The organism is Streptococcus infantis, assembly GCF_021497965.1.
Classification (GTDB): Bacteria; Bacillota; Bacilli; order Lactobacillales; family Streptococcaceae; genus Streptococcus; species Streptococcus infantis_B.
The window spans coordinates 1122818-1149261 of record NZ_CP046525.1 but is presented as its reverse complement, the minus strand read 5'-3'; the positions used below and the strand labels follow the sequence as shown (position 1 = coordinate 1149261).

Below are 26444 nucleotides of genomic sequence, written 5' to 3'. Positions count from 1 at the left end.
GAAGATGATTTCAAAGAGATTAGAAACGGTAGCTTCTTTTGTTCCGCAAGGAGCCGTTTTACTTGATGTTGGGAGCGACCATGCTTATTTACCGATTGAATTAGTTGAAAAGGGTCATATCGAACGTGCTATTGCAGGAGAAGTTGTAGAAGGTCCCTATCAATCTGCAGTTACAAATGTTGAAAGTCATGGTTTGACTGAGAAAATTCAGGTTCGTTTAGCCAATGGTTTAGCAGCTTTCGAAGAAAGTGACCAGGTCTCTGTCATCACTATTGCTGGAATGGGTGGCCGTTTAATTGCTACGATATTAGAAGAAGGATTGGACAAACTAGCCAATGTTGAACATTTGATTCTTCAACCGAATAACCGTGAAGACGAGTTACGTAGTTGGCTACAGGAGCATGATTTTCAAATCATAGCAGAAAGTATCCTAGAAGAAGCTGGGAAATTCTATGAGATCATAGTTGCAGAAACTGGCGAAATGAAGCTATCAGCCACTGATGTTCGTTTTGGCCCCTTCTTGTCCAAAGAAGGCAGTTCAGTCTTCATCCAAAAATGGCAAAAAGAAGCTGCTAAGCTTGAGTTTGCCCTTAGTCAAATTCCAGAAAAAAATCAAGAAGAACGTCAGGTTCTAGCAGATAAAATTCAAGCCATCAAGGAGGTGCTCCATGAAAGCAAGTGAAGTGATTAAGCGTTATGAAGCCTATTGCCCACAAGAATTTTCTATGGAAGGTGATAGTCGTGGTCTGCAAATTGGCACTCTAGATAAGGATATCCAAAAAGTCATGGTTGCTCTTGATATCCGTGAAGAGACAGTCGCTGAAGCTATTGAAAAGGGTGTTGATTTGATTATCGTTAAGCACGCCCCTATCTTTCGTCCGATCAAGGATTTGGTAGCTAGTCGTCCTCAAAATCAGATTTACATCAATCTCATCAAGCACGATATTGCCGTCTACGTCAGTCATACTAATATCGATATTGTTGAAAATGGTCTTAATGATTGGTTCTGCCAACTATTGGGTATTGAGGATACAGCTTATCTGCAGGAAACAGGTCCTGAACGTGGGATAGGCCGTATTGGAGCTATTAGACCTCAAACATTTAAGGAATTTGCTGACTATGTTAAGGAAGTCTTTGGTTTAGATAGTCTCCGTATGGTGTATTATAAAGAGAGCGATTTGCGAAAAACCATCTCAAAAGTGGCTATCTGTGGTGGAAGTGGTCAATCATTCTATCCTGATGCTTTAGCAAAAGGAGCGGATGTCTACATTACTGGAGACATATACTACCACACTGCCCAAGATATGCTGTCAGATGGTTTGTTAGCTCTGGATCCGGGACACTATATCGAAGTGCTTTTTATCGAAAAAATTGCAAAGCTCTTGAACGAATGGAAGAAAGAGAATGCTTGGTCTCTCGAAATTATCGCAAGTCAAGCTTCTACCAATCCATTCCATCATATCTAGTTAGAAAGTAAAGACAATGAAAAAAGTTGCCATTGTAGGAGCAGGGATTGTAGGGGCAACGGCCGCCTACTACCTCTCTAAAGAAGCAGATATCGAAGTAACTGTCTTTGATCATGGATACGGCCAAGCGACCAAGGCAGCTGCAGGAATCATTAGTCCTTGGTTCTCTAAACGACGTAATAAAGCTTGGTACAAGATGGCTCGCTTGGGAGCGGATTTTTATGTGGATTTATTGGCTGATTTAGAAAAATCTGGTCAAAAGGTTGATTTCTACCAGCGCTCAGGAGTCTTACTTCTCAAAAAAGATGATTCCAAGCTCGAAGAACTCTATGACTTAGCCTTGCAACGTAGGGATGAATCTCCCTTAATTGGCGAATTAGCCATTTTGGACCAAGCTACTACAAGTAACCTATTCCCTGGATTAGAGGGATTTGAGAGATTGCTCTATGCTTCTGGAGGAGCTCGAGTAGATGGGCAACTTATAGTCAGTCGTTTACTTGAAGCAAGTCAGGTTAAGGTCATAAAGAAAGAGGTCAGTCTAAAACCTCTATCATCGGGTTATCAAATAGGCAACCAAATGTTTGACCAAGTTATCTTGTCCACAGGAGCTTGGCTTGGACACATGTTAGAGCCTTTAGGCTATGAGGTTGATGTTCGTCCTCAAAAAGGACAACTTAGAGATTATCAAGTGCCACAAGACATGGGAGCCTACCCTGTAGTTATGCCAGAAGGAGAGTGGGATTTGATACCATTTCCAGGCGGTAAATTATCTTTAGGGGCTACCCATGAAAATGACATGGGATTTGATTTGACTGTTGATGAGAAGTTACTCCTTCAAATGGAAGAAGCAGCAAGTCTATATTATCCTAGCTTAAAAGGTGCAATGATTAGTGGAGAACGTGTAGGAATTCGGGCTTATACGAGTAACTTTTCTCCATTTTTCGGACTGGTCCCAAATTTATCAGAAGTCTATACAGCAAGTGGTCTAGGATCTTCAGGGTTAACGACTGGTCCTATTATCGGTTATCACCTAGCTCAAATGCTTCAAGGAAGAAGTGGAGTATTGGATCCAGCAGATTATCCAACTGAGAGATATATTAAAGAGAAACAATCGTAAATCTTTTACCTAGTTTTTACGGTAGTCTTAGGAAAGTAAATGACTTTCCCTATCAAAAATGGTAAAATGAAAAAAATAATCCAAGAATTGAGGAAATAAAATGCAAGAAAAAATTCTGGTTACAGGTGGAGCAGGTTTCATCGGAACTCACACTGTTATTGAATTGGTTCAAGCCGGACACCAAGTAGTTGTCGTGGATAATTTGGTAAACAGTAGCCGTAAAAGCTTAGAAGTGGTGGAAAGAATTACTGGCGTAGAAATTCCTTTCTATGAAGCAGACATTCGTGATACTGAAACCCTTCGTGATATTTTCAAACATGAAGAACCAACAGGTGTAATTCATTTTGCAGGTTTGAAAGCTGTTGGTGAGTCAACTCGTATCCCGTTGACCTACTATGATAACAATATTGCAGGTACTCTCAGTCTCTTGAAAGTCATGGAAGAGACAAATTGTAAAAATATCATCTTTAGCTCATCAGCAACAGTATATGGAGATCCTCATACAGTTCCAATCTTAGAAGATTTCCCACTTTCAGCTACTAACCCTTATGGTCGTACCAAGCTAATGCTTGAAGAAATCTTGACAGATATCTATAAAGCCGATTCAGAATGGAACGTTGTGTTGCTTCGTTATTTCAACCCAATTGGAGCTCATAAGAGTGGTGACTTAGGTGAAAATCCAAACGGTATTCCAAACAACCTTTTGCCATATGTTACACAAGTTGCAGTTGGTAAGTTGGAACAAGTTCAAGTATTTGGGGATGACTACGATACTGAAGACGGAACAGGTGTACGTGACTATATCCACGTTGTTGACCTTGCGAAAGGACACGTTGCAGCACTTAAGAAACTTCAAAAGGGTTCAGGTCTAAATATTTATAACCTTGGTACAGGAAAAGGTTACTCTGTTCTTGAAATTATCCAAAATATGGAAAAAGCTGTTGGTCGCCCAATTCCTTACCGAATTGTTGAACGTCGCCCAGGTGATATTGCAGCTTGCTACTCAGATCCAGCAAAAGCTAAGGCAGAGCTCGGTTGGGAAGCAGAACTTGGTATTACAGAGATGTGTGAGGATGCATGGCGTTGGCAAAGTCAGCATCCAAATGGATTTGAAGATTAAATAAAAAGAGGTATTATAGAAAAAAGAGGAAGAAATTCCTCTTTTTTAACAATCAATAGAAAATAGCAACTAAAAATCCATCAGTTATAAAAATGTTTAACGAACAATTAAAATAGAATAAAATAAGTCTGTAAAAAGACTATAAATTTCTATAAAAATATGCTAAACTAGAGGGAGTGGAAAATAGAAGTCTATACTCCACAACAATTTAAGATTCATCTTTGATTAGAGCACGAGTAGGGCAATTTTTAACGGCTTCTAAAATATTGGCGCTAGAAGGGATTTCTCTCTCTAATTGTTCAGGATCATCGAAAAAACGGACGATGCCATTATCATGGTAATCAAATAAATCCGAATAAGTTTGGCAAAGCCCACAGGCAATGCAACGTTCAGGTATAAGCATAATTTTCATATTTACATTGTAATAAGAAATTAAAAAAAACTCAAGGAGTAAGGTATGGAAAAGGAACCGTGGCAAGAAGATATTTATGAAAACCAGGAAGAAGAAACAAGAACAGAACGTCGCCATCGTAATCAATATGATTCAGGTATCTTGGCTAATCATATTTTAACTGTTTTAGCAATTATTTTCTTTGTGATTGTTGTTGGGATGATAGTCGTACTAGTTTACTTGTCATCTGGTGGAAGTGACCGCACTTCGACATTGAAAGATTTTTATGATTCTTCAGCTCCAAAAGTAGAAGAAGTTACAACAGTGGCTACTACTGCTCAGTCAACAGAAGCAGAGACAACTCAACAAGAACATACAGAGGCGCATACTGATTCTGAAGGAACTATTACAGTTTTGCCAGGAGAAGGGGAAGCTGCGATTGCAGCTCGAGCAGGGATTTCTATTGCTCAACTTGAAGCTTTGAATCCTGGTCATATGTCTACTGGAACTTGGTTTGCAAATCCTGGTGATGTTCTTAAGACAAGATAGGAGTGACGATGAAAACAATTCAGATTGCCATTGATGGACCAGCATCCAGTGGTAAAAGTACAGTAGCAAAGATTATCGCTAAAGACTTTGGCTATACTTATCTGGATACGGGTGCTATGTATCGTGCTGCGACTTACATCGCTTTGAACAATCAAGTAAGTCCAGAAGAGTCTTCACGACTTCTTGAATTACTGGAACAATATCCGATTAGCTTTGGTCGCGCTGAAACAGGAGAACAGCTTGTTTTTGTTGGAGATGTCGATGTGACAAATCCAATCCGTGAAAATGAAGTAACCAATGCTGTTTCTGCCTTTGCTGCTATTCCAGCTGTTCGAGAAAAATTAGTAGCCCTCCAGCAAGAGATTGCCCAGCAAGGTGGTATTGTCATGGATGGTCGTGATATTGGTACAGTGGTCTTGCCTAAGGCTGAATTGAAGATTTTTCTTGTAGCATCTGTAGATGAACGTGCAGAACGTCGTTACAAAGAAAATCTTTCAAAGGGAATCGAAACGGATTTGGAAACTTTGAAGGAAGAGATTGCTGCGCGTGACTACAAAGATAGTCATCGTGAAACTTCGCCTCTCAAGCAAGCCGAGGATGCAATCTATTTGGATACAACTGGACTCTCTATTTTAGAGGTTGTTGAAAAAATCAAATCAGAAGCACAAAAACATTTATAAGAAACTAAAAAAACGATGAACTGAATTTCGGTTTGTCTTTTTTTTATCATGATTTGTCAAATGGCCTGTTTTAAGGTATAATAGTTGCTGTTAAAGAAAATTTGACAATCAAATAATCATAAATTTTTAAGGAGATAACATGAGTCAATTACCAAATTGCCCAAAATGTAATTCAGAATACGTATATGAAGATGGCACACTTCTTGTTTGCCCAGAATGTGCTTATGAGTGGAATCCTGCTGAGCAAGCAGAAGTTGAAGAAGGAGTTGTTGCCATCGATGCAAATGGAAATAAACTAGCTGATGGAGATACAGTCACTTTGATTAAGGACCTTAAAGTCAAAGGGGCTCCAAAAGATCTCAAACAAGGAACTCGTGTTAAAAATATCCGTATTGTAGAAGGTGACCACAACATCGACTGTAAAATTGATGGTTTTGGTGCTATGAAGCTTAAATCAGAATTTGTGAAGAAGATTTAATCATGATTAAAAATGAAAAAGTAATATTTTATAGTCGTATCTTTTTATTTATAGCAGCCTTTACCGGTGTATACTTGGAGATTACCAAGCGCGGTGGTTTAGGGATGTTGCTTTACTACACTGTACTTTCTAACCTTTTGGTTGTACTTTTTACAGGTTATCTTTTGTTAAAGATGCGTAGTGAAGGTGATAGTTGGCAGAGTCCTGGAATTCTACGTCTCAAAGGTGGCGTCACTATGAGTATTATGATTACTTGTGTCATCTATCATTTCATGCTAGCTCCCTTGACGACAGATTTTTACCGTTTGGAAAATTTCCTTTGTCATTATATTGTCCCTCTCTGGTTTTTAGCAGATACAGTTATTTTTGATAAGAGTCGTCAATATAAGTTAGTTGATCCCATGATTTGGACTAGCCTTCCTTTGCTTTATATGATTTTTGCCCTTTTAAACGGTTTTGTTTTAAAGATGGATGTCCCTAATGCTAAGGATAGTCCCTTCCCTTATTTCTTTTTGAATGCTACCAAACATGGTTGGGGCTTTGTCTTTAAATGGGCAGCAACTATCTTTGTTGCCTATATGGTTTCAGGATATCTCTTTTATCTTGTAAAAAGTATTAAAAAATCTAAGAAATAAAAGTACCCAATGTGGGTGCTTTTTTTGTGATAGAGATAATTGTACCCGGACAAATCGATTTATTTTATCTTGTTATGCAGTCTTTTATACCTTACAATAAAACTGTAGCTATCAATACAAAAAACTGTAGCTACCAATACAACTATTGAGGATGAAAAAAATGACTGAAAATCGTTATGAATTAAATAAGAATTTGGCACAGATGCTTAAAGGTGGCGTCATCATGGATGTCCAAAACCCTGAACAAGCAAGAATTGCTGAGGCTGCAGGTGCAGCAGCAGTTATGGCTTTGGAACGAATCCCAGCTGATATTCGTGCAGCGGGTGGTGTCTCTCGCATGAGTGATCCAAAGATGATTAAGGAAATCCAAGAAGCAGTCAGCATTCCAGTTATGGCTAAAGTTCGAATTGGACATTTTGTCGAAGCTCAAATTTTAGAAGCCATCGAGATTGACTATATCGATGAGAGTGAAGTGTTATCTCCAGCTGATGATCGTTTCCATGTGGACAAGAAAGAATTCCAAGTTCCTTTTGTTTGTGGTGCAAAAGACTTGGGAGAAGCCTTGCGCCGTATCTCTGAAGGAGCTTCTATGATCCGTACAAAAGGGGAACCAGGAACAGGAGACATCGTTCAGGCGGTTCGTCATATGCGTATGATGAATCAAGAAATTCGCCGCATTCAAAACCTCCGTGAGGACGAGTTATATGTTGCTGCAAAAGAACTCCAAGTACCTGTAGAATTAGTTCAATATGTCCACGAACATGGAAAATTACCAGTTGTTAACTTTGCGGCTGGAGGGGTTGCAACACCAGCGGACGCTGCTCTTATGATGCAGCTAGGTGCAGAAGGTGTGTTTGTTGGCTCAGGGATTTTCAAATCAGGTGATCCTGTTAAACGTGCAGCAGCAATTGTCAAGGCTGTTACCAATTATCAGAATCCTCAAATTCTGGCTCAAATCTCGGAAGACTTAGGAGAAGCCATGGTTGGTATCAATGAGAATGAAATCCAAATTCTCATGGCAGAGCGAGGAAAATAGATGAAAATCGGAATCTTGGCCTTGCAAGGTGCCTTTGTAGAACACGAGAAAATGCTTGCTCAACTAGGAGTTGAAAGTATTGAACTGCGAAACCTAGAAGATTTTCAGCAACATAGAAGTGAGCTATCAGGATTGATTTTGCCAGGCGGTGAGTCAACGGCCATGGGGAAACTGTTGCGAGATCAGCAGATGCTAATTCCTCTAAGAGAGGCTATTCTCAATGGTTTACCAGTCTTTGGAACTTGTGCGGGTTTAATTTTGCTAGCAAAACAAATCACTTCTAAAGAGGAAAGCCATCTAGCAACCATGGACATAGTAGTAGAGCGCAATGCCTATGGACGTCAGCTAGGAAGCTTTTATACAGAAGCTGACTGCAAGGGCGTTGGAAAAATTCCAATGACTTTTATCCGTGGCCCGATTATCAGTAGTGTTGGTGAGGATGTTGATGTTTTAGCAATTGTGAACGATCAAATCGTTGCGGCACAAGAAAAAAATATGCTGGTAACCGCCTTTCATCCTGAATTGACAAATGATCTTCGCCTGCATCAGTACTTTATAAATATGTGTAAATAAAAAAAGAAGTTGGGATTTTTCCAACTTCTTTTTTACATGTAATAAACAATAGCAATGTATTGGAGAGCAGAGGCTGCTAGAATGAAGAGATGCCAAATCATATGGAAGTATGGTTTCTTTTTAGCGTAGAATCCAGCGCCAACTGTATAGCAAAGGCCACCTGATACCATAAGACTCCAAAACATTGGACTTGTCTGACTGATGATTGCTGGTAAGATAGCCAATACAAGCCATCCCATGATGAGGTAGAGAATGAGACTGAATTTTTCGTTGACTTTTTTGGCAAAGATTTTATAAAGAATACCGAAAATTGTAGTTCCCCACTGAATGGCGATAATGAGATAACCAAACCAGTTGTTCATCAAAGTTAAAACTACAGGAGTATAAGATCCAGCGATTGCCACATAAATCATGGAATGGTCAATAATCCGTAAGACATACTTATGAGTGGAACCGTAAGCCATAGAATGATAAATAGTGGATGAAAGAAACATGAGAAAAAGGCTGATGACAAAAATCGAAACACCAATGGATGATAAAAATCCATGCGCCTCGTAACTATAGGTTGATGAAATGGGAAGTAGGATGAGCATGAGAAATGCTCCTACAGCATGGGTGACACTGTTGGCAATTTCTTCTCCAAAACTAAGTCGTTTACTAAGTTTGAAACTAGTATTCATTTGTTTCCTCCTCTTCAGTTTCTGTATAGACTAGTGCTAGTGTTTGATGATAGAGTTTGACAGTTTGGCAGCTTGCCTGGATAATAGGATTTGCTGGGTCAATGTCTTCATTCATATAGTCCACAAAAGCATTGTAAAGTTTTTCTGAATTAGTGTCTGTGTGTAGGGTATTAAGGGTTTGAGCAATTTCTTGGATAGAAAAAACGGACTTGAGAGTAGTAATAGCTATCAATCGTGCGATTTGTTTGCGTTGGTATTTTTTCTTATCAGGTTTTGGCAGATAGCCATGTTTTACATAGTTATTGACCATAGAAGCTGTCAAACCTTTCTCCTTATCAGGAGAAACTGGAGGACAGATTTGATTGACATAAAGTAAAACCTGGTCCAGATAGAGATTGATATTTGGAATTTCTTTCCATTTTGGGTAGGAAAAAACAGATTTCATTTCCAACTCCTTTTTATCTAGTTTTGATAACTAGATTATAGAATAATAGAAATTAAAAGTCAAGTTTTAACTGCTTGTAGAAAGCCTTAAATTATGCTATGATGAGAGAAACTAGTCAGAAAAGAGGAGATAGGATGGAAATTCGTTTAGCCTTTCCAAACGAAGTTGATGCAATTATGCAAGTGATTGAGGGAGCCAAGAAATGTTTGGCAGAAGCTGGTAGCACTCAGTGGCAAAACGGCTATCCAGATGCAGATACGATTATCGAAGATATTATATCTGGTCAAGCTTATGTAGCCTTAGAGGAAGGAGAACTCTTAGCCTATGCAGCAGTGACTAAGAGTCCAGAAATAGCTTATGAAGCCATTTATGATGGAAACTGGGAAGGAAGAGAATCAGAATACTTAGTATTTCATCGTATCGCAGTTGCCAGTGATGTGCAAGGTCAAGGTGTTGCTCAGACCTTTTTGGAAGGCTTGATTGAAGGTTTTGATTACCTAGATTTTCGTTCAGATACGCACGCTAAAAACAAAGCCATGCAGCATATTTTTGAAAAACTTGGCTTTAAACAGGTCGGTAAAGTTCCAGTAGATGGGGAACGCTTGGCCTACCAAAAAATAAAATCAAATGCCTAAGAAGTATGCAAAAATGCTGTACAAGTCTCCGGTTGGGATTTTATCTCTGGTTGCAGATGACCACTATCTGTTTGGAATATGGATTGAAGAAGAGAGTGATTTTGAGAAGGGATTATCTGAAAATGATGTAACTCTTGTTGAAAGTCATCCCATTTTAAATCAAATTATTTCCTATTTAGAGACTTATTTTAAGGGGCAAGATCAAGACTTATCTAAGATGCCTTTAGCTCCTGTCGGTAGTGACTTCGAAAAAAGAGTCTGGAACTACTTGCGTGGAATTCCTTTTGGTCAGACAGTTACTTATGGACAAATAGCTAAGGACTTGCAGGTGGCTTCTGCCCAAGCAATCGGAGGAGCAGTAGGGCGCAATCCCTGGTCTATCCTTGTCCCCTGTCACCGTGTGCTAGGGGCTGGGAGACGTCTGACAGGCTATGCTTGGGGGCTCGATAAGAAGGTTTGGCTTTTGAATCATGAAGGTGCAAGTTATCAAGAAAATAAAAAATAGAAAGAGAAAAAATGTTAGAATTTATCGAATATCCAAAATGTACAACTTGTAAGAAAGCAAAGAAAGAATTAGATCAACTCGGACTAGAATATAAAGATGTTCATATCGTAGAAGAGACTCCGAGTGAAAAGGTTATTTTAAACTGGCTCGAAACTTCTGGGTTTGAATTGAAGCAATTTTTCAATACTAGTGGTATCAAATATCGTGAGCTTGGCTTAAAAGATAAGGTTGGAACTTTATCAAACAAAGAAGCAGCCAAACTTTTAGCTAGTGATGGTATGTTGTTAAAACGTCCAATATTAGTGGAGAATGGGATGGTGAAACAGATTGGTTACCGACAAACATACGATAAGTTGGAGTTGAATTAGTTTTTTTCTATCTCTTTGATAGGTAAAATATATAACCTCCCACTTTTAAAGTATGATAAACTAGAAGGTAGATAATGTACGATGTGCCGTAGCAAATATTTTATATTAGGGCAGAAGTATGATAGAATGAATCATTATCTTGAGAGGATGTTTCTATGAATGTTACAACGATTTTAGCATCTGATTGGTATCAAAATTTGATGCAATATATCCCAGACGGCAAACTCTTTAGTTGGCGTTCAGTCTTTGATGGGATTCCAAGAATAGTACAGCAATTACCGACAACTTTGATGTTGACAGTATTTGGTGCTTTTTTTGGAATTATGCTAGCCCTGCTTTTTGCCATTGTAAAAATCAATCGCGTTAGAATTCTTTATCCATTACAAGACTTTTTTGTTAGTTTCTTAAAAGGAACTCCTATTTTAGTACAACTCATGTTGACTTATTACGGAATTCCTTTGGCACTTAAAGCATTGAATCAACAATGGGGAACTGCATTTAATATCAATGCGATTCCAGCTGCAGCGTTTGCGATTGTAGCCTTTGCCTTTAACGAGGCAGCCTATGCTAGTGAAACCATCCGTGCAGCCATTCTTTCTGTAAATCCTGGTGAGATTGAAGCTGCTCGCAGTCTTGGAATGACACGTGCACAAGTTTACCGTCGTGTGATTATTCCAAATGCAGCAGTAGTTGCGACACCAACCTTGATTAACTCCCTCATTGGCTTGACCAAGGGAACTTCCCTAGCCTTCAGCGCGGGTGTCGTAGAAGTCTTTGCCCAAGCTCAAATCTTAGGTGGTGCAGATTATCGTTATTTCGAACGTTTTATCTCAGTAGCTCTAGTTTATTGGGTTGTAAATATTGCTATTGAAAATCTTGGTCGTTTCATTGAAAGAAAAATGGCGATTTCAGCACCAGATAATGTTGAGACAGATGTGAAAGGAGAGCTTCGCTAATGATTAAAATTTCAAATTTAAGCAAATCCTTTTCAGGTCAGACTGTTTTGGACCATCTGAACTTAGATATTCAAAAAGGAGAGGTCGTTGCTCTTATTGGTTCATCAGGAGCAGGAAAATCAACCTTTCTTCGTAGCCTAAATTACCTGGAAACTCCTGATAGTGGAAGTATTCAGATTGATGATTTCAAAGTGGATTTTTCTCAAATTACGCAAGAAGAAATTCTGACTCTTCGTCGCAAACTATCTATGGTGTTCCAACAGTTCAATCTGTTTGAGCGTAGAACAGCCTTAGACAATGTCAAGGAAGGTTTGGTAGTAGTTAAAAAACTATCCGATGAAGAGGCGACTAAGATAGCTAAAGAAGAGTTGGCTAAGGTTGGTTTATCTGATCGTCAACAACACTATCCTCGCCACTTGTCAGGTGGACAAAAACAACGAGTAGCCTTGGCGCGTGCTTTGGCTATGAAACCGGACGTCTTACTCTTGGATGAGCCAACTTCAGCACTGGATCCAGAATTGGTTGGTGAGGTAGAAAGATCTATCTCCAATGCCGCTAAATCAGGCCAAACCATGATTTTGGTGAGTCATGATATGTCCTTTGTCTCTCAAGTGGCTGATAAGGTTTTGTTCTTGGACAAAGGAAAGATTATCGAATCTGGAACACCAGATGAAATCATCAATCATCCAAAAGAAGAACGAACAAAAGAGTTCTTTGCTAGTTACAAACGGACCTATATTTGATATAATAGAAGATAAGAAAAACTCAGTTGGCTAAGCTAACTGGGTTTACTCTTTAAAAATAATAGAAATGAGAGAAAGCATGTTAGTTCAGCTATTTGCTTTGTATTTAGAGAGTTTGGTTTTGACGATTTTACTAGTCTTGGTTATTTTAGGACTTTGGATTGGTTTTAGAGCTCTATCAGGTGCGGATAAAACTGCTAAGGAGCGTCAAGCTCACCTCTATGATATGATTATGATTGGAGTTCTAACAATTCCAGTATTGTCTTTTGCAACCATGAGCATCTTGTTGGTTCTCAAGGCATAATAGTTGTTAAATAGGATATAATCCGTTAGAATAAAAATAGTTACAACAAGAAAGAAGGAAAGAGAATGTACGATACGATTATTATCGGTGCAGGTCCTGCTGGGATGACTGCAGCCTTGTATGCAGCACGCAGTAATCTGAAAGTTGCTTTGATTGAAGGTGGCCTTCCTGGTGGTCAGATGAATAATACTTCGGATATTGAAAACTATCCAGGATATGCCAATATCAGCGGTCCAGAATTAGCTGAAAAGATGTTTGAACCACTTGAAAATCTTGGTGTTGAGCATCTTTATGGCTTTGTTGAAAATGTTGAGGACCATGGCGAATTTAAAAAAGTCGTAACAGACGACCAAGTTTATGAAACTCGCACAGTTATCGTAGCAACAGGTTCTAAGCACCGTCTATTGGAAGTTCCAGGCGAAGAAGAACTCAATAGCCGTGGTGTTTCTTATTGTGCCGTTTGTGATGGAGCCTTTTTCCGTGACCAAGATTTATTGGTCGTAGGTGGAGGTGACTCAGCAGTTGAAGAAGCAATCTTCTTAACACGATTTGCTAAGTCTGTAACCATCATTCACCGTCGAGATGAACTTCGTGCTCAAAAAGTCTTGCAAGATCGCGCCTTTGCCAATGAAAAAATCAAGTTCATTTGGGATTCTGTTGTCAAAGAAATCAAGGGTGAAAACCGTGTGGAGTCAGTTGTCATTGAAAATGTTAAAACAGGACAAGTGACAGAACAAGCCTTTGGTGGTGTTTTCATCTATGTTGGATTAGATCCTGTTAGTGATTTCGTTCAAGAATTACAGATTCGAGATCAGGCAGGTTGGATTGTGACTGATGACCACATGAAGACAAGTGTTGCTGGTGTCTTTGCAGTTGGGGATGTTCGTCAGAAAGACCTTCGTCAAGTTACAACAGCAGTTGGGGATGGTGCTATTGCAGGTCAAGAAGCCTATAAATATATCATTGAACATAATTAAAAAAGTTTCCAATCAAACGATTGGAAACTTTTTTATAATCGATTTCGGAAGACTTCGTACATGAGAATAGCAGCAGCAACACTGGCATTGAGGCTTTGTACATGTCCATTCATTGGAATAGTTATCATCTCGTCCACTTGCTTCTTGATGTTACTTGAAATACCTTTTCCTTCATTTCCGATAATGAGAGCAACTTTGCCACTTGTATTCCATTTATGGCAAGGTGTTCCGTTCATATCAGTTCCAAAAGTCCAGAATCCCTCGTCTTTGAGTTTGTCCAAGGTTTGACTAAGATTAGTGACTCGGGCAATAGGAACATGTTCAATCGCACCTGTTGCTGTTTTTGCTACGACAGGAGTGACGCCGACAGCTCGGTGTTTGGGAATAATAACACCTGAAACATTGGTTGCATCCGCTGTTCTCAAGATAGAACCGAGATTATGTGGGTCTGTTAAACCATCAAGAATTAGCAGTAGTGGGTTTTCTTCTTGGCGTGTTTTTGTAAGAATCTGCTCAAGTTCTGTATAGGCAAATTCAGAAACACGCAAAACAAAACCTTGGTGAACAGCACCCTCAGTCATTTCAGAAAGTGATTTTTTTGAAGTCCAAGAGATAGATACTTTCTTTTCTGTAGCTAGTTCCTTAACCTTTTCTACATTTTTTCCTCGTAGATCATCTTGGAGATAGAGTTTATTTCCTGTGTTTGCTAAAAGTGCTTCCGTAACGGCGTGAACGCCATAGACAATATCATTTGTTTTCATGGCTCTATTATAACATAAAACCCCGTATTGCAACGGGATTTTCTTTATTCGAGAATGAGTAGGCCTTCTTTGATTTCAAAGGGATCTTTTTCGTTAATTCGATCGTAAAACATAATACCATTTAAGTGGTCAATTTCATGTTGGACAACGATTGAGTTGTAGCCTTTTAGCTTGATACGATGTTTTTCGCCATCCTTGTCAAAGTAGTCAACAGTCACTCGAGCATGACGGATAACATAACCAGGTACAGCTCGATCGACTGATAGACAACCTTCTCCCTCGCCTAGAGCAGCATCTTGAACTGAGTGTGAAACAATCTTAGGATTGTACATAACAGCTTGTAAATCATAGGCTTCCTGAGGTGTTTCACCATCCTCAGTGATATTTGGAACCAAAACAGCGATGATGCGTTTTGAGATGTCCAATTGTGGTGCTGCAAGTCCAACTCCTCCACGTAGTCCAAGTTTTTCAGCCATAACTGGATCTTGTGAATGTTTTAAAAATTGCATCATTTTCTCACCGAGGATAATATCTTGATCACTCAATGGGAAAGTGACCTCCTCAGCAACAGCACGTAGGGTTGGATTGCCCTCGCGAATAATATCTTTCATATCGATTAAATGAGAAGCTTTTGTAATACGTTCTATAGCAGACATGTTCTCTCCTTCCTTCCATTACAATTACATGATAACACAAAACAGATGAGAAAGAAAGTGACAGAAGCCGTTAAAAAATAATAGAATAAAAGGAAATACCTATTTGTCTGTGGTATAATAAGATAAGGAGACTTGCATCAAAAAGCAAGGAGAAAAAAGATGGAAAAACGCAGTAGTAGAAATCAAAATGGTCCTATCTTTCGGCTTGTCGGGAAATTGATTCGATTTTTTAGGAACTATCACCAATGGAGTAATAAAACCTTTATCGCTGTTTTGTTGATTGCCGTTGCAATCTCAATGGCTTTGACTTTATTAGCCGAGGGGCTAAAGGGATTTCCATTGACCAGTAGTAGTACAACTGTCGTAAGTCAGACAGCTGATTTTAAGGAGAAAACTACGGCAACAGAGCAAGAAACAAGTGCTCGGATCATGGCCAATGGTGATTTGCTCTATCATGACATTATCTATATTTCAGCCAAAAAATCAGATGGTACCTATGATTTCCATGAAAATTTTGAATACGTAAAGCCTTGGCTTAAGCAAGCTGACTTGGTCATTGGTGATTTTGAAGGAACTGTAAATAAAGATCACTATCTTGCAGGTTACCCCTTATTTAATGCACCTGGTGAAGTCATGGACGCTATAAAAGATGCAGGGTATCAAGTGCTAGACTTGGCTCATAATCATATCTTGGATTCTCAAATTGAGGGAGTAGTTTCAACCGCAGATGCGATTGAAAAAGCTGGAATGACACCAATCGGAGTCTACACTCATGAACCACGAGATAAAGCACCTATTGTCATCAAGGAAGTCAATGGGATTAAAGTTGCCCTTTTAGCTTATTCCTATGGTTTTAACGGAATTGAACAAAGCATTTCTCAAGAGGATTATAATCGTTATCTTTCAGACTTAGATGAAGATAAAATGAAGGCTGAAATTGAGCGAGCTGAGAAAGAGGCAGATATTACAATTATCATGCCTCAGATGGGAGTTGAGTATCAAATTGAGCCGACTGAGGAGCAAAAGAAACTTTACCATAAAATGATTGATTGGGGAGCAGATATTATCTTTGGTGGTCACCCTCACGTTGTTGAACCAGCTGAAACGGTTGAAAAAAACGGTGATAAAAAGCTTATCATCTACTCTATGGGGAATTTTATCTCAAATCAACGAATTGAAACCATGCAGGATGTTGAAAATGCTAAGTGGACGGAACGTGGAGTCCTCATGGATGTGACCATTAAGAAAAAATCTGGTAAAACAACTATCGAGACGGCTCAAGCACATCCAAGTTGGGTGAGTCGGACTCCTAAGGGAGGTTATTCTCCAGAAGGATACCCACTCTATCTATACCAAACCTATATCTTGGAAGATTTTATAGAGGGTGGGAAATACCGTAGTCAGTTAGACGAGGCGACCAAGGAACGGATTGATACAGCCTATAAAGAAATGAATGAGCATGTAGGTTTGAAATGGTAGTGACTAAAAAAGAGGAGCAAGATGGATATTAAGATAATAGCAACAGATATGGATGGAACCTTGTTAGATCCTCAAGGACAACTGGACCTACCTCGTCTAGAGAAAATTTTGGATCAGCTGGATCAACGTGGTATTCGTTTTGTTATTGCAACGGGAAATGAAGTTCATCGCATGCGACAATTACTGAAGTATCTTGTAGAAAGAGTCGTTCTCGTAGTTGCTAATGGTGCTCGTATATTCGAAAATGATGAATTGCTACAAGCACAAACTTGGGATGATGCCATGGTTGATAGGGCTTTGGGACATTTTAAAGGCAGAGAATGTCAGGATCAGTTTGTCGTAACAGGTATGAATGGTGGTTTTGTTAAGAAAGGCACTGTTTTTACAGAACTTGATAAATTTATGACTCCAGAGATGATTGAAAAGCTCTACCAACGCATGCATTTTGTTGATGAATTTGACTCAAGCCTTTTCGGTGGTGTCCTCAAGATGAGTATGGTTGTTGGTGAAGAACGAACTAATTTGGTCTTACAGGAAATCAATGACTTGTTTGATGGTCATGTTCGTGCTGTTTCTAGTGGTTATGGCTGTATTGATATTTTACAAGATGGGATTCATAAGGCGTGGGGCTTAGAGGAATTGCTTAAACGTTGGAACTTAAAACCTGAACAAATCATGGCCTTCGGCGACAGTGAAAATGACATCGAAATGTTAGAGTTGGCAGGGATTTCTTATGCTATGGAAAATGCAGAAGAGTCTGTCAAGGAAGTTGCGACAAAGGTTGCGCCAGCCAACAGTCAGGCGGGTGTTTACCAAGTTTTAGAAAACTGGCTAGAAAGAGGAGAGTAACTTGGCAGTACAACTACTAGAAAATTGGCTTCTGAAAGAGCAAGAGAAAATCCAAACCAAGTATCGTGAACTTAATCGTATTTCAGTAATCGAACCCAATATCATTTTTATCGGAGATTCTATTATTGAGTACTACCCATTACAAGAGCTACTTGGTACATCAAAGACGATTGTGAATCGAGGGATTCGAGGTTATCAGACTGGACTTTTGCTAGATAACCTGGATGCTCATCTCTATGGTGATGCGGTGGATCAGATTGTGCTTTTGATTGGGACAAATGACATTGGAAAAGATGTTCCAATGACGGAAACACTAAACAATCTTGAAAGCGTGATTCAAAGTATTTCTCGTGACTATCCGCTGTCACAAATAAAGCTAGTTTCTATCTTACCGGTCAATGAGAGTGAGAACTTCAAACAGACTGTTTACATTCGTACTAATGAGAAAATCAAGGCGTGGAACCAAGCCTATCAAGAGCTAGCTTCAGCCTATATGCAGGTAGAATATGTGTCTGTTTTTGAGAAATTACTTGATCAGGAAGGACAGCTCAAGGAGGGGTACACAACAGATGGCCTTCACCTCAGTGTCTCGGGTTATCATATTCTATCGGAAGCCTTGAAAGATTACATTTTCTAGGCATCTACTTGCTTTTTTGCTTTTTTAGCTTAGATAAGGTATAATATTTTTATTGTCTTTGGGGTCGTTACGGATTCGACAGGCATTATGAGGCATATTTTGCGACTCGTGTGGCGACGTAAACGCTCAGTTAAATATAACTGCAAAAAATAACACTTCTTACGCTCTAGCTGCCTAAAAACCAGCAGGCGTGACCCGACTCGGATTGCTCGTGTCTGATGACAGGTCTTATTATTAGCGAGATACGATCAAACTTTGTCTAGCAGTTTGATAAGAGATTGATAGGCTCGCAGTTCCTGGGCTTGAGTTATGTGTCGAGGGACTGTTAAAACAATACATAACCTATGGTTGTAGACAAATATGTTAGCAGGTGTTTGGACGTGGGTTCGACTCCCACCGGCTCCATTATTCTTTTGTATTCTTTTACATTCCTTTCTAAAACGTTGTTAAATCAACGTTTTTTATTTTTTTCTTTGGTATTCTTTTGCAAAAAAAGAATACAACATTTTGTTGTATCCTAAATATTAAATCAAGTCCTGAATTTTCTTAAGTTTTTATCATATTTTCTGTTATAATTAAGGTGCCTTAAGAAAAATAATGAAAAAACTAAATGTTTTTCATATAGTTTTCATTGTTTTAATAGTTTAAAGTCGATCTTATTTTTCTCTAATAGAAAATAATGAAAAAGTAGGTTTAGAAAGAGGTAAGTATCTATGTCTTCTCATAAAAAAGTGTCACTCTCTGAGATTAATCAATCTATCGATACTCCAAATAACAATCATTTCTGGCAAAATTTAAAGGCCTTTTTAGGTCCGGGTGCTCTTGTCGCAGTTGGTTATATGGATCCAGGAAACTGGATTACCAGTGTAGTCGGTGGTGCTTCCTATAAGTATAGTCTCTTGTTTGTTATCTTGATTTCATCTCTCATTGCCATGCAACTTCAGCAGATGGCAGGAAAGCTTGGTATTGTAACCCAGATGGACCTGGCTCAAGCAACGGCTCATCATTCACCTAAATGGCTTCGTTATAGTTTATGGGTGATTTTAGAATTAGCCTTGATGGCGACAGACTTGGCAGAAGTTCTCGGTTCTGCCATTGCTCTCAATCTTCTCTTTAAGATTCCGATTATGATAGCGATCCTCTTGACCGTGTTGGATGTTTTTCTCTTATTGCTTCTGATGAAATTTGGCTTTAAGAAGATTGAAGCTATCGTTACAACACTGATTTTATCCATTCTAGCAATTTTTACCTATCTTGTAGCTTTGTCACATCCAAGCTTCCAAGGAATCGTTGAGGGTTATCTACCGAATGCAACCTTATTTGAAAGTCCTTTGCCAGGACATGAAAGTCAATTAACCTTGGCACTAGGAATCGTGGGAGCAACTGTTATGCCCCATAATCTTTATTTGCATTCATCCTTGTCACAGACACGAAAAATCAATCACAAGGACGAAAATGATGTTCGAAAAGCCGTGCGCTTTATGACTTGGGATTCAAATCTCCAGTTATCATTGGCCTTTGTGGTTAACTCCCTTCTTTTGATCTTAGGGGCGGCCCTCTTCTTCGGACATGCATCTGAAATTTCCGCTTTTTCTCAAATGTATAATGCCTTGCAGGATTCAACCATTGCGGGAGCTATAGCTAGCTCAACCTTGTCAACTTTATTTGCCTTGGCCCTATTAGCCAGTGGTCAGAATTCGACGATCACAGGTACTTTGACAGGACAAATCGTTATGGAAGGTTTCTTACATATGAGATTGCCACAATGGTTTATTCGTTTGGCGACACGCCTCTTTGCCTTGCTACCTGTTATGATAGTAGCGGTTTTGTTTGGTCATCAGGAAAAAACCTTGGATCAGTTGTTGGTTTATTCACAGGTCTTTCTTTCTATCGCTCTTCCATTTTCAATTTTCCCTTTGATTTATCTAACCTCAAAAAAATCACTGATGGGAGAATTTACCAATGCTAAATGGAATACCATTCTTGGTTATATCGTTTCCATTATCTTGACCATCCTCAATGTGAAATTGCTATTTGATATCTTCTAAGAAATTCACCCTAGTTTTAGAACTAACATATAAAAAAAGATACCCAAGATTTCGTGGGTATCTTTTTTGAATGTATACGGAAGACATGGGATTCGAACCCACGCACGCTGATACACGCCTACCGCGTTTCCAACACGGCCTCTTAAGCCTCTTGAGTAATCTTCCAATCGTTACTAACCTAGTCTACCACAAAGCCTACTTTCTTGCAAATTTATTTAAAAACTGAAGAAGATTTGACAGAAAATGAAAGAAAATGATAAAAAATGCTTGACTTTGATTTTTTTTGTGATAGAATGATTAATGTAATCGTTAACAGGAGGTGAGTAGATGCTAAAAACCGAGAGGAAAAAGTTAATTTTAGAAGAACTAAGAAAACACAAAGTCGTTTCTCTAGAGAAATTAGTAGGCTTGCTAGATACTTCAGAATCCACAGTTAGACGTGATTTAGATGAATTGGAGTCTGAAAATAAACTTCGTCGAGTGCACGGGGGAGCAGAGTTGCCTCACTCCTTGCAAGAAGAAGAAACCATTCAAGAGAAATCTGTCAAAAACCTTCAAGAGAAAAAGTTGATTGCGCAAAAAGCAGCTTCCCTCATCAAAGAAAAAGATGTTATCTTTGTGGATGCAGGAAGTACGACAGCCTTTCTCATTTCGGAATTGGAGCGAAAAGACATTACTGTAGTAACCAACTCCATTCACCATGCGGTACAATTAGTGGATAAGCAAATCCCGACAGTCATTATTGGTGGTGGCGTAAAGATGACAACGGATGCCAGTATCGGAGGGGTGGCTCTTAACCAAATTAACCAATTACACTTTGATCGTGCCTTTATCGGAATGAACGGGGTAGACGAAGGTTATTATACAACTCCGGATATGGAGGAAGGAGCGGTTAAGCGAGCTATCTTAGAAAATGCCAAACAAACCTATGTCTTGGCAGATTCATCTAAGATTGGTCAGTCTTGTTTCGCTAAGGTTGCCCCTCTAAAACGAGCTATCGTCATTACAAGCAAGGGTCATGAGCTCTTGCTAGCTATCAAAGAGAAAACGGAGGTAATAGAAGTATGATTTATACAGTCACACTCAATCCATCTATCGACTACATTGTCCGTTTGGATAAAGTAGAAGTTGGTAGTGTTAATCGTATGGATAGTGATGATAAGTTTGCTGGTGGTAAAGGTATCAATGTTAGCCGTGTCTTGAAGCGTTTGGATATTCCGAATACAGCGACAGGCTTCATCGGAGGCTTTACTGGAAAATTTATCACAGATACTTTAGCTGAGGAGCAAATTGAAACCCGATTTGTCCAAGTGGCAGAAGATACGCGTATCAATGTCAAGATTAAAGCAGATCAAGAAACAGAGATAAACGGAACTGGTCCTAATGTTGCACCCGAACAACTTGAAGAGTTAAAAGCCATTATTTCAAGCCTGACAGCAGAAGATACAGTTGTATTTGCGGGATCGAGTGCTAAAAACTTGGGTAATGTTATTTACAAAGATTTAATTGCTTTGACGCGTCAGACAGGCGCTCAAGTAGTCTGTGATTTTGAAGGTCAGACCTTGATTGATAGTTTGGATTATCAACCACTTTTGGTCAAACCAAATAATCATGAACTTGGAGCTATTTTTGGAGTGAAACTCGAAAGCTTAGATGAGATTGAAAAATACGCTCGAGAGTTGCTGGCTAAAGGTGCTCAAAACGTTATCATCTCTATGGCTGGTGACGGTGCCCTTCTGGTAACATCCGAGGGAGCCTACTTTGCTAAGCCAATCAAGGGAACAGTGAAAAACTCAGTAGGTGCTGGTGACTCAATGGTTGCTGGATTTACAGGTGAGTTTGTCAAATCAAAAGACGCAGTGGAAGCCTTCAAATGGGGAGTGGCTTGTGGAACAGCAACAACCTTCTCAGATGACTTGGCGACTGCAGCATTTATTAAAGAAACTTATGAAAAAGTTGAGGTAGAAAAAAGATGAAAATTCAGGATTTACTGAGAAAAGATGTGATGTTGCTTGATTTGCAAGCAACTGAAAAAACAGCAGCTATCGAAGAAATGATTCATAGCTTGGTAGAGCACGGATATGTGACAGATTTCGAAACTTTTAAAGAAGGAATCTTGGCGCGTGAAGCTTTGACTTCTACAGGTTTGGGTGATGGTATCGCAATGCCTCACAGCAAGAATGCTGCAGTTAAAGAAGCAACAGTTCTCTTTGCTAAGTCAAACAAGGGTGTTGACTATGAAAGTTTAGATGGACAACCAACTGACCTCTTCTTTATGATTGCTGCTCCAGAAGGTGCCAATGATACTCACTTGGCTGCCTTGGCAGAATTATCTCAATACTTGATGAAAGATGGTTTTGCTGACAAACTTCGTCAAGTAACATCAGCTGATCAAGTCATCGAACTCTTTGATCAAGCTTCAGAAAAATCTGAGGAACCAGCTCAGGCTCCTGCAAATGACTCTGATGACTTTATCGTTGCTGTAACTGCTTGTACAACAGGAATTGCCCACACTTATATGGCTCAAGAAGCTCTTCAAAAAGTGGCTGCTGAAATGGGTGTTGGTATCAAGGTTGAAACTAATGGTGCTAGCGGTGTTGGGAACCAATTGACAGCAGAAGATATCCGCAAGGCTAAAGCTGTAATTATCGCTGCAGATAAAGCAGTTGAAATGGATCGTTTTGATGGTAAACCATTGGTAAATCGTCCAGTTGCAGACGGTATCCGTAAAACTGAAGAATTGATTAACCTTGCTCTTTCTGGAAATGCTGAAGTTTACCATGCTGCTAATGGAGCAAAAGCAACAACAGCATCTAATGAAAAACAAAGTATCGGTGGTGCCTTCTACAAACACTTGATGAGTGGTGTATCTCAAATGTTGCCATTCGTTATCGGTGGTGGTATCATGATTGCCCTAGCCTTCTTGATTGATGGTGCTATGGGTGTGCCAAATGATAGCCTTGGAAATCTTGGTTCTTACCATGAACTCGCTTCTATGTTCATGAAAATCGGTGGCGCAGCCTTTGGTTTGATGCTTCCAGTATTTGCAGGATATGTTGCTTACTCAATCGCTGAAAAACCAGGTTTGGTAGCAGGTTTCGTAGCTGGTGCTATCGCCAAAGAAGGTTTTGCCTTTGGTAAAATCCCTTATGCTCAAGGTGGTGAAGCAACTTCAGCTCTTGCAGGTGTATCATCAGGTTTCCTTGGAGCCCTTGTTGGTGGATTTATCGCAGGTGCCTTGGTGCTATTGATTAAGAAATACGTGAAGGTTCCTCGCTCGCTTGAAGGTGCTAAATCAATCCTTCTCTTGCCACTTCTTGGAACAGTCTTGACAGGATTTGTCATGCTAGCTGTTAACATCCCAATGGCAGCAATCAACACTGCTATGAACGACTTCCTTGGCGGTCTTGGAGGCGGTTCAGCTGTCCTTCTTGGTATCGTTCTTGGAGGAATGATGGCCGTCGATATGGGTGGACCTGTCAATAAAGCAGCTTATGTCTTTGGTACTGGTACTCTTGCAGCAACAGTGGCAACAGGTGGTTCAGTAGCCATGGCAGCAGTTATGGCAGGAGGAATGGTTCCACCACTTGCAATCTTTGTCGCAACACTTCTCTTCAAAAATAAATTTACAAAAGAAGAACGTAACTCAGGTTTGACGAACATCGTTATGGGATTGTCATTCATCACTGAAGGTGCGATTCCATTTGGTGCAGCTGACCCAGCTCGTGCTATTCCAAGCTTTATCCTTGGTTCAGCAGTAGCAGGTGGACTTGTTGGTCTTGCAAATATCAAACTCATGGCACCACATGGAGGAATCTTCGTTATCGCCCTTACAACAAATGCCCTTCTTTACCTTGTCTTTGTCTTGATTGGAGCACTTGTTAGTGGTGTGGTTTATGGTTACCTTCGTAAACCATTAGAAAAATAATTACAATAGATTCAAATGACTGAACACGAAAGTGGTCAGTCATTTTTTTAACCCCTCGAAAAGTTCATGAAATATGGTATAATAGAAGCATGGCAAACAAGAATACAAGTAAAACAAGACGTAGACCGTCTAAAGCAGAATTAGAAAGAAAACAAGCGATTCAACGAATGTTGATTTCCTTAGCTTTGGCTATTTGTTTAATTTTTGCGGCTCTCAAATGGGGAGCAGTCGGAATCACTGTTTATAACCTAATCCGCTTACTCGTGGGGAGTTTGGCTTATCTAGCTATTTTTTCTCTGTTAATCTATCTATTTTTATTTAAATGGATTCATAAGCAAGAAGGTTTATTAGCAGGTTTCTTCTTCATTTTTTCAGGCTTGCTTCTCATCTTTCAAGCATACCTCGTCTGGAAATTTAGCATGGCAAACGCTGTTTTCCAAGGGACTGCCGGACAAATTTTTAAAGATTTAACTAGTTTTCAAGTAACTAGTTTTGCTGGTGGAGGTTTGGTAGGGGTTATCCTCTACATTCCGGTAGCTTTTTTATTCTCAAACATTGGTACCTACTTCATCGGGGCAATCTTAATCCTAATCGGAGCTCTTTTAATGAGTCCATGGTCTATCTATGATATTGCTGATTTTCTTTCAGCTCGATTTGCTATCTGGATGGAGCGCCATGAGCAGAAAAAACAAGAACGCTTTATCAAGCGTGAAGAAGAAAAGGCACGAAGAGAGGCAGAAGAACAAGCAAGACTTGAGAAAGAAAGAGAAGAGCAGGCTTTGATTGATATGCCTCCTGTAGATATGGAAACTGGAGAAATATTATCAGAAGAGCCACTGCACGATTTTCCTCCACTTCCAGAGGAAGAATGGGTAGAGCCTGAGATTATTCTCCCTCAAGCCGAGTATGAATACCCTGAAGAAGTTGCACTTCCTGAGGAAGAGGTTTTCTCAGAAGAGGATGATGAAGAAGTAGAAGTCGATTTTTCTACTAAAAAAGCCTTAGAGTATAAACTCCCAAGCTTGCAACTTTTTGCACCCGATAAACCTAAAGATCAGTCTAAAGAAAAGAAAATCGTTCGGGAGAATATCAAGATTTTGGAAGAAACTTTCGCAAGTTTTGGTATTAAGGTAACGGTTGAAAGAGCAGAGATTGGTCCATCTGTTACCAAGTATGAAGTTAAACCTGCAGTTGGTGTCCGTGTCAACCGTATTTCCAACCTAGCAGATGACTTAGCTCTGGCTTTGGCTGCCAAGGATGTCCGTATTGAGGCTCCGATTCCTGGAAAATCCTTGGTTGGTATCGAAGTGCCAAACTCTGAAATTGCAACGGTATCCTTCCGTGAACTTTGGGAACAATCACAAACAAAACCTGAAAATCTATTAGAAATTCCTCTTGGAAAAGCCGTCAATGGTACAGCTCGTAGTTTTGATTTGGCTAAAATGCCTCACTTGTTAGTGGCTGGTTCTACAGGTTCTGGTAAATCTGTTGCGGTAAATGGCATCATCGCAAGTATTCTGATGAAGGCTCGTCCAGATCAGGTTAAGTTTATGATGGTCGATCCAAAGATGGTTGAGCTTTCAGTCTACAACGATATCCCTCATCTCTTGATTCCAGTTGTGACCAATCCGCGTAAGGCCAGCAAGGCTTTGCAAAAAGTTGTTGATGAGATGGAAAACCGCTATGAACTCTTTGCCAAAGTCGGAGTTCGAAATATCGCTGGGTTCAATGCTAAGGTTGAGGAATTTAATGCTCAGTCCGAATACAAACAAGTACCTCTACCTTTAATCGTTGTGATTGTCGATGAGTTAGCTGACCTCATGATGGTTGCCAGCAAGGAAGTAGAAGATGCTATTATCCGTCTAGGACAAAAGGCGCGTGCAGCTGGTATTCATATGATTCTTGCAACCCAACGTCCTTCAGTAGATGTTATCTCTGGTTTGATTAAGGCCAATGTTCCGTCTCGTGTAGCCTTCGCTGTTTCATCAGGTACGGATTCACGAACTATCCTAGATGAAAACGGCGCTGAGAAATTGCTTGGTCGAGGAGATATGCTCTTTAAGCCAATCGATGAAAATCATCCTGTTCGTCTCCAAGGTTCCTTTATATCAGATGACGATGTTGAACGTATCGTAAACTTCATCAAGGCTCAAGCTGATGCTGATTATGATGAAAGCTTTGATCCGGGAGAAGTATCTGAGACAGAGGGTGATTTTGGTTCTAGCGATGATGCTGGAGATCCGCTCTTTGAAGAAGCTAAAGCTCTCGTCATCGAGACACAAAAAGCAAGTGCATCCATGATTCAACGCCGTCTTTCAGTTGGATTTAACCGAGCCACTCGATTGATGGAAGAATTAGAGTTAGCAGGTGTTATTGGACCTGCTGAAGGAACAAAACCTCGAAAAGTCTTACAACAATAAAAAATAGC

The 26444-nt window shown here is 39.7% G+C and carries 30 protein-coding genes, 1 tRNA gene and 1 other RNA gene; 26 read left to right on the top strand and 6 right to left on the bottom strand.

Features of this window, described 5'->3' with window-relative positions; translation table 11 throughout:
• Nucleotides 1–4: 4 nt before the first annotated feature.
• The 4 genes from GOM46_RS05805 to galE all read left to right on the top strand — a co-directional run bounded on the left by GOM46_RS05805 (nt 5) and on the right by galE (nt 3703).
• The gene (locus GOM46_RS05805; RefSeq protein ID WP_006149958.1) at nt 5–682 is read left to right on the top strand and encodes a tRNA (adenine(22)-N(1))-methyltransferase; all 678 of its coding nucleotides are present in this window, start codon (nt 5–7) and stop codon (nt 680–682) included.
• Nucleotides 669–1466, top strand: coding sequence for a Nif3-like dinuclear metal center hexameric protein (locus GOM46_RS05800; RefSeq protein ID WP_006149867.1), 798 nt, complete (start codon nt 669–671; stop codon nt 1464–1466). Before GOM46_RS05805 ends, GOM46_RS05800 begins: the two co-directional genes overlap by 14 nt.
• Before the next feature lie 16 nt (nt 1467–1482).
• On the top strand, nt 1483–2583 hold the full coding sequence (locus tag GOM46_RS05795) for an NAD(P)/FAD-dependent oxidoreductase (protein WP_006149898.1): 1101 nt from the start codon (nt 1483–1485) through the stop codon (nt 2581–2583).
• A gap of 100 nt (nt 2584–2683) precedes the next feature.
• The gene (gene galE / locus GOM46_RS05790; protein WP_006149785.1) at nt 2684–3703 is read left to right on the top strand and encodes a UDP-glucose 4-epimerase GalE; all 1020 of its coding nucleotides are present in this window, start codon (nt 2684–2686) and stop codon (nt 3701–3703) included.
• A 208-nt stretch (nt 3704–3911) separates the two neighbouring features.
• On the opposite strand, the gene GOM46_RS05785 is transcribed toward galE, so the two are convergent.
• Nucleotides 3912–4115, bottom strand: a complete 204-nt coding sequence (locus tag GOM46_RS05785; protein ID WP_176602640.1) for a ferredoxin — start codon at nt 4113–4115, stop codon at nt 3912–3914.
• Between the two features lie 45 nt (nt 4116–4160).
• Here GOM46_RS05785 and GOM46_RS05780 point away from each other — a divergent pair, with 45 nt between their 5' ends.
• The 6 genes from GOM46_RS05780 to pdxT all read left to right on the top strand — a co-directional run bounded on the left by GOM46_RS05780 (nt 4161) and on the right by pdxT (nt 8045).
• The gene (locus GOM46_RS05780; RefSeq protein ID WP_006149846.1) at nt 4161–4643 is read left to right on the top strand and encodes an SAG1386/EF1546 family surface-associated protein; all 483 of its coding nucleotides are present in this window, start codon (nt 4161–4163) and stop codon (nt 4641–4643) included.
• An 8-nt stretch (nt 4644–4651) separates the two neighbouring features.
• A complete protein-coding gene (cmk, locus tag GOM46_RS05775; protein WP_006149878.1) occupies nt 4652–5323 on the top strand; it encodes a (d)CMP kinase in 672 nt (223 codons plus the stop codon).
• Nucleotides 5324–5462: 139 nt separating this feature from the next.
• Nucleotides 5463–5801, top strand: coding sequence for a zinc ribbon domain-containing protein YjdM (locus GOM46_RS05770; RefSeq protein WP_006149888.1), 339 nt, complete (start codon nt 5463–5465; stop codon nt 5799–5801).
• A gap of 2 nt (nt 5802–5803) precedes the next feature.
• A complete protein-coding gene (locus GOM46_RS05765) occupies nt 5804–6436 on the top strand; it encodes a Pr6Pr family membrane protein (protein WP_006149822.1) in 633 nt (210 codons plus the stop codon).
• Between the two features lie 160 nt (nt 6437–6596).
• Nucleotides 6597–7472, top strand: a complete 876-nt coding sequence (gene pdxS / locus GOM46_RS05760; RefSeq protein WP_006149890.1) for a pyridoxal 5'-phosphate synthase lyase subunit PdxS — start codon at nt 6597–6599, stop codon at nt 7470–7472.
• Complete coding sequence (gene pdxT / locus GOM46_RS05755; RefSeq protein ID WP_070677543.1) at nt 7473–8045, top strand: pyridoxal 5'-phosphate synthase glutaminase subunit PdxT; 573 nt, start codon at nt 7473–7475, stop codon at nt 8043–8045.
• A 32-nt stretch (nt 8046–8077) separates the two neighbouring features.
• Here the strand turns inward: pdxT and trhA are convergent, their stop codons facing one another.
• Together trhA and GOM46_RS05745 are read right to left on the bottom strand one after the other, a co-directional pair.
• A complete protein-coding gene (gene trhA / locus GOM46_RS05750) occupies nt 8078–8725 on the bottom strand; it encodes a PAQR family membrane homeostasis protein TrhA (protein WP_235083325.1) in 648 nt (215 codons plus the stop codon).
• The gene (locus GOM46_RS05745) at nt 8715–9170 is read right to left on the bottom strand and encodes a DUF1836 domain-containing protein (protein WP_006149868.1); all 456 of its coding nucleotides are present in this window, start codon (nt 9168–9170) and stop codon (nt 8715–8717) included. Before GOM46_RS05745 ends, trhA begins: the two co-directional genes overlap by 11 nt.
• Nucleotides 9171–9304: 134 nt before the next feature.
• On the opposite strand from GOM46_RS05745, the gene GOM46_RS05740 reads away from it, so the two are divergent.
• From GOM46_RS05740 to trxB, 7 genes are all read left to right on the top strand, one after another.
• Nucleotides 9305–9805, top strand: coding sequence for a GNAT family N-acetyltransferase (locus GOM46_RS05740; protein WP_006149788.1), 501 nt, complete (start codon nt 9305–9307; stop codon nt 9803–9805).
• Nucleotides 9798–10310: a methylated-DNA--[protein]-cysteine S-methyltransferase gene (locus tag GOM46_RS05735; protein ID WP_025169971.1), complete on the top strand. Its 513-nt coding sequence runs from the start codon at nt 9798–9800 to the stop codon at nt 10308–10310. The genes GOM46_RS05740 and GOM46_RS05735 overlap by 8 nt, the downstream gene beginning before the upstream one ends.
• An 11-nt stretch (nt 10311–10321) precedes the next feature.
• A complete protein-coding gene (locus GOM46_RS05730; protein ID WP_006149946.1) occupies nt 10322–10678 on the top strand; it encodes a Spx/MgsR family RNA polymerase-binding regulatory protein in 357 nt (118 codons plus the stop codon).
• Nucleotides 10679–10833: 155 nt separating this feature from the next.
• Nucleotides 10834–11634 (top strand): amino acid ABC transporter permease, encoded by an 801-nt coding sequence (locus GOM46_RS05725; protein WP_235083324.1) that lies wholly within the window; start codon nt 10834–10836, stop codon nt 11632–11634.
• Nucleotides 11634–12377 carry an amino acid ABC transporter ATP-binding protein gene (locus GOM46_RS05720; RefSeq protein ID WP_006149923.1) on the top strand — a complete coding sequence of 248 codons (744 nt, stop codon included), beginning with the start codon at nt 11634–11636 and terminating at the stop codon, nt 12375–12377. The genes GOM46_RS05725 and GOM46_RS05720 overlap by 1 nt, the downstream gene beginning before the upstream one ends.
• 79 nt (nt 12378–12456) lie before the next feature.
• Complete coding sequence (locus GOM46_RS05715) at nt 12457–12681, top strand: DUF4059 family protein (protein ID WP_006149844.1); 225 nt, start codon at nt 12457–12459, stop codon at nt 12679–12681.
• 65 nt (nt 12682–12746) lie between these two features.
• A complete protein-coding gene (gene trxB, locus GOM46_RS05710; RefSeq protein ID WP_235083323.1) occupies nt 12747–13658 on the top strand; it encodes a thioredoxin-disulfide reductase in 912 nt (303 codons plus the stop codon).
• A 32-nt stretch (nt 13659–13690) separates the two neighbouring features.
• Here the strand turns inward: trxB and rlmB are convergent, their stop codons facing one another.
• Nucleotides 13691–14419, bottom strand: a complete 729-nt coding sequence (rlmB, locus tag GOM46_RS05705) for a 23S rRNA (guanosine(2251)-2'-O)-methyltransferase RlmB (RefSeq protein WP_006151108.1) — start codon at nt 14417–14419, stop codon at nt 13691–13693.
• Between the two features lie 44 nt (nt 14420–14463).
• Complete coding sequence (gene def, locus GOM46_RS05700; RefSeq protein ID WP_006151109.1) at nt 14464–15075, bottom strand: peptide deformylase; 612 nt, start codon at nt 15073–15075, stop codon at nt 14464–14466.
• Between the two features lie 159 nt (nt 15076–15234).
• Here def and GOM46_RS05695 point away from each other — a divergent pair, with 159 nt between their 5' ends.
• The 5 genes from GOM46_RS05695 (at nt 15235) to GOM46_RS05675 (ending at nt 20088) form a co-directional block, all read left to right on the top strand.
• Nucleotides 15235–16554, top strand: a complete 1320-nt coding sequence (locus GOM46_RS05695; RefSeq protein ID WP_235083322.1) for a CapA family protein — start codon at nt 15235–15237, stop codon at nt 16552–16554.
• Nucleotides 16555–16575: 21 nt separating this feature from the next.
• Nucleotides 16576–17403 (top strand): Cof-type HAD-IIB family hydrolase, encoded by an 828-nt coding sequence (locus GOM46_RS05690; RefSeq protein ID WP_006150030.1) that lies wholly within the window; start codon nt 16576–16578, stop codon nt 17401–17403.
• Between the two features lies 1 nt (nt 17404).
• Entirely contained in the window at nt 17405–18040 is a 636-nt protein-coding gene (locus GOM46_RS05685) for an SGNH/GDSL hydrolase family protein (RefSeq protein WP_006150041.1), read from the top strand.
• 60 nt (nt 18041–18100) lie between these two features.
• Nucleotides 18101–18448: a transfer-messenger RNA gene (gene ssrA, locus GOM46_RS05680) on the top strand.
• 305 nt (nt 18449–18753) lie between these two features.
• The gene (locus GOM46_RS05675; RefSeq protein ID WP_006150052.1) at nt 18754–20088 is read left to right on the top strand and encodes an Nramp family divalent metal transporter; all 1335 of its coding nucleotides are present in this window, start codon (nt 18754–18756) and stop codon (nt 20086–20088) included.
• Nucleotides 20089–20165: 77 nt separating this feature from the next.
• On the opposite strand, the gene GOM46_RS05670 is transcribed toward GOM46_RS05675, so the two are convergent.
• Nucleotides 20166–20253: transfer RNA gene (locus tag GOM46_RS05670), tRNA-Ser, on the bottom strand.
• 162 nt (nt 20254–20415) lie between these two features.
• Here GOM46_RS05670 and GOM46_RS05665 point away from each other — a divergent pair.
• The 4 genes from GOM46_RS05665 (at nt 20416) to GOM46_RS05650 (ending at nt 26436) form a co-directional block, all read left to right on the top strand.
• Nucleotides 20416–21156, top strand: a complete 741-nt coding sequence (locus tag GOM46_RS05665; RefSeq protein ID WP_006150046.1) for a DeoR/GlpR family DNA-binding transcription regulator — start codon at nt 20416–20418, stop codon at nt 21154–21156.
• Nucleotides 21153–22064 (top strand): 1-phosphofructokinase, encoded by a 912-nt coding sequence (pfkB, locus tag GOM46_RS05660; protein WP_006150043.1) that lies wholly within the window; start codon nt 21153–21155, stop codon nt 22062–22064. Before GOM46_RS05665 ends, pfkB begins: the two co-directional genes overlap by 4 nt.
• Nucleotides 22061–24016, top strand: a complete 1956-nt coding sequence (locus tag GOM46_RS05655) for a fructose-specific PTS transporter subunit EIIC (protein ID WP_006150036.1) — start codon at nt 22061–22063, stop codon at nt 24014–24016. Before pfkB ends, GOM46_RS05655 begins: the two co-directional genes overlap by 4 nt.
• A gap of 89 nt (nt 24017–24105) precedes the next feature.
• Nucleotides 24106–26436 carry a DNA translocase FtsK gene (locus tag GOM46_RS05650; RefSeq protein WP_235083321.1) on the top strand — a complete coding sequence of 777 codons (2331 nt, stop codon included), beginning with the start codon at nt 24106–24108 and terminating at the stop codon, nt 26434–26436.
• Nucleotides 26437–26444 lie beyond the last annotated feature (8 nt).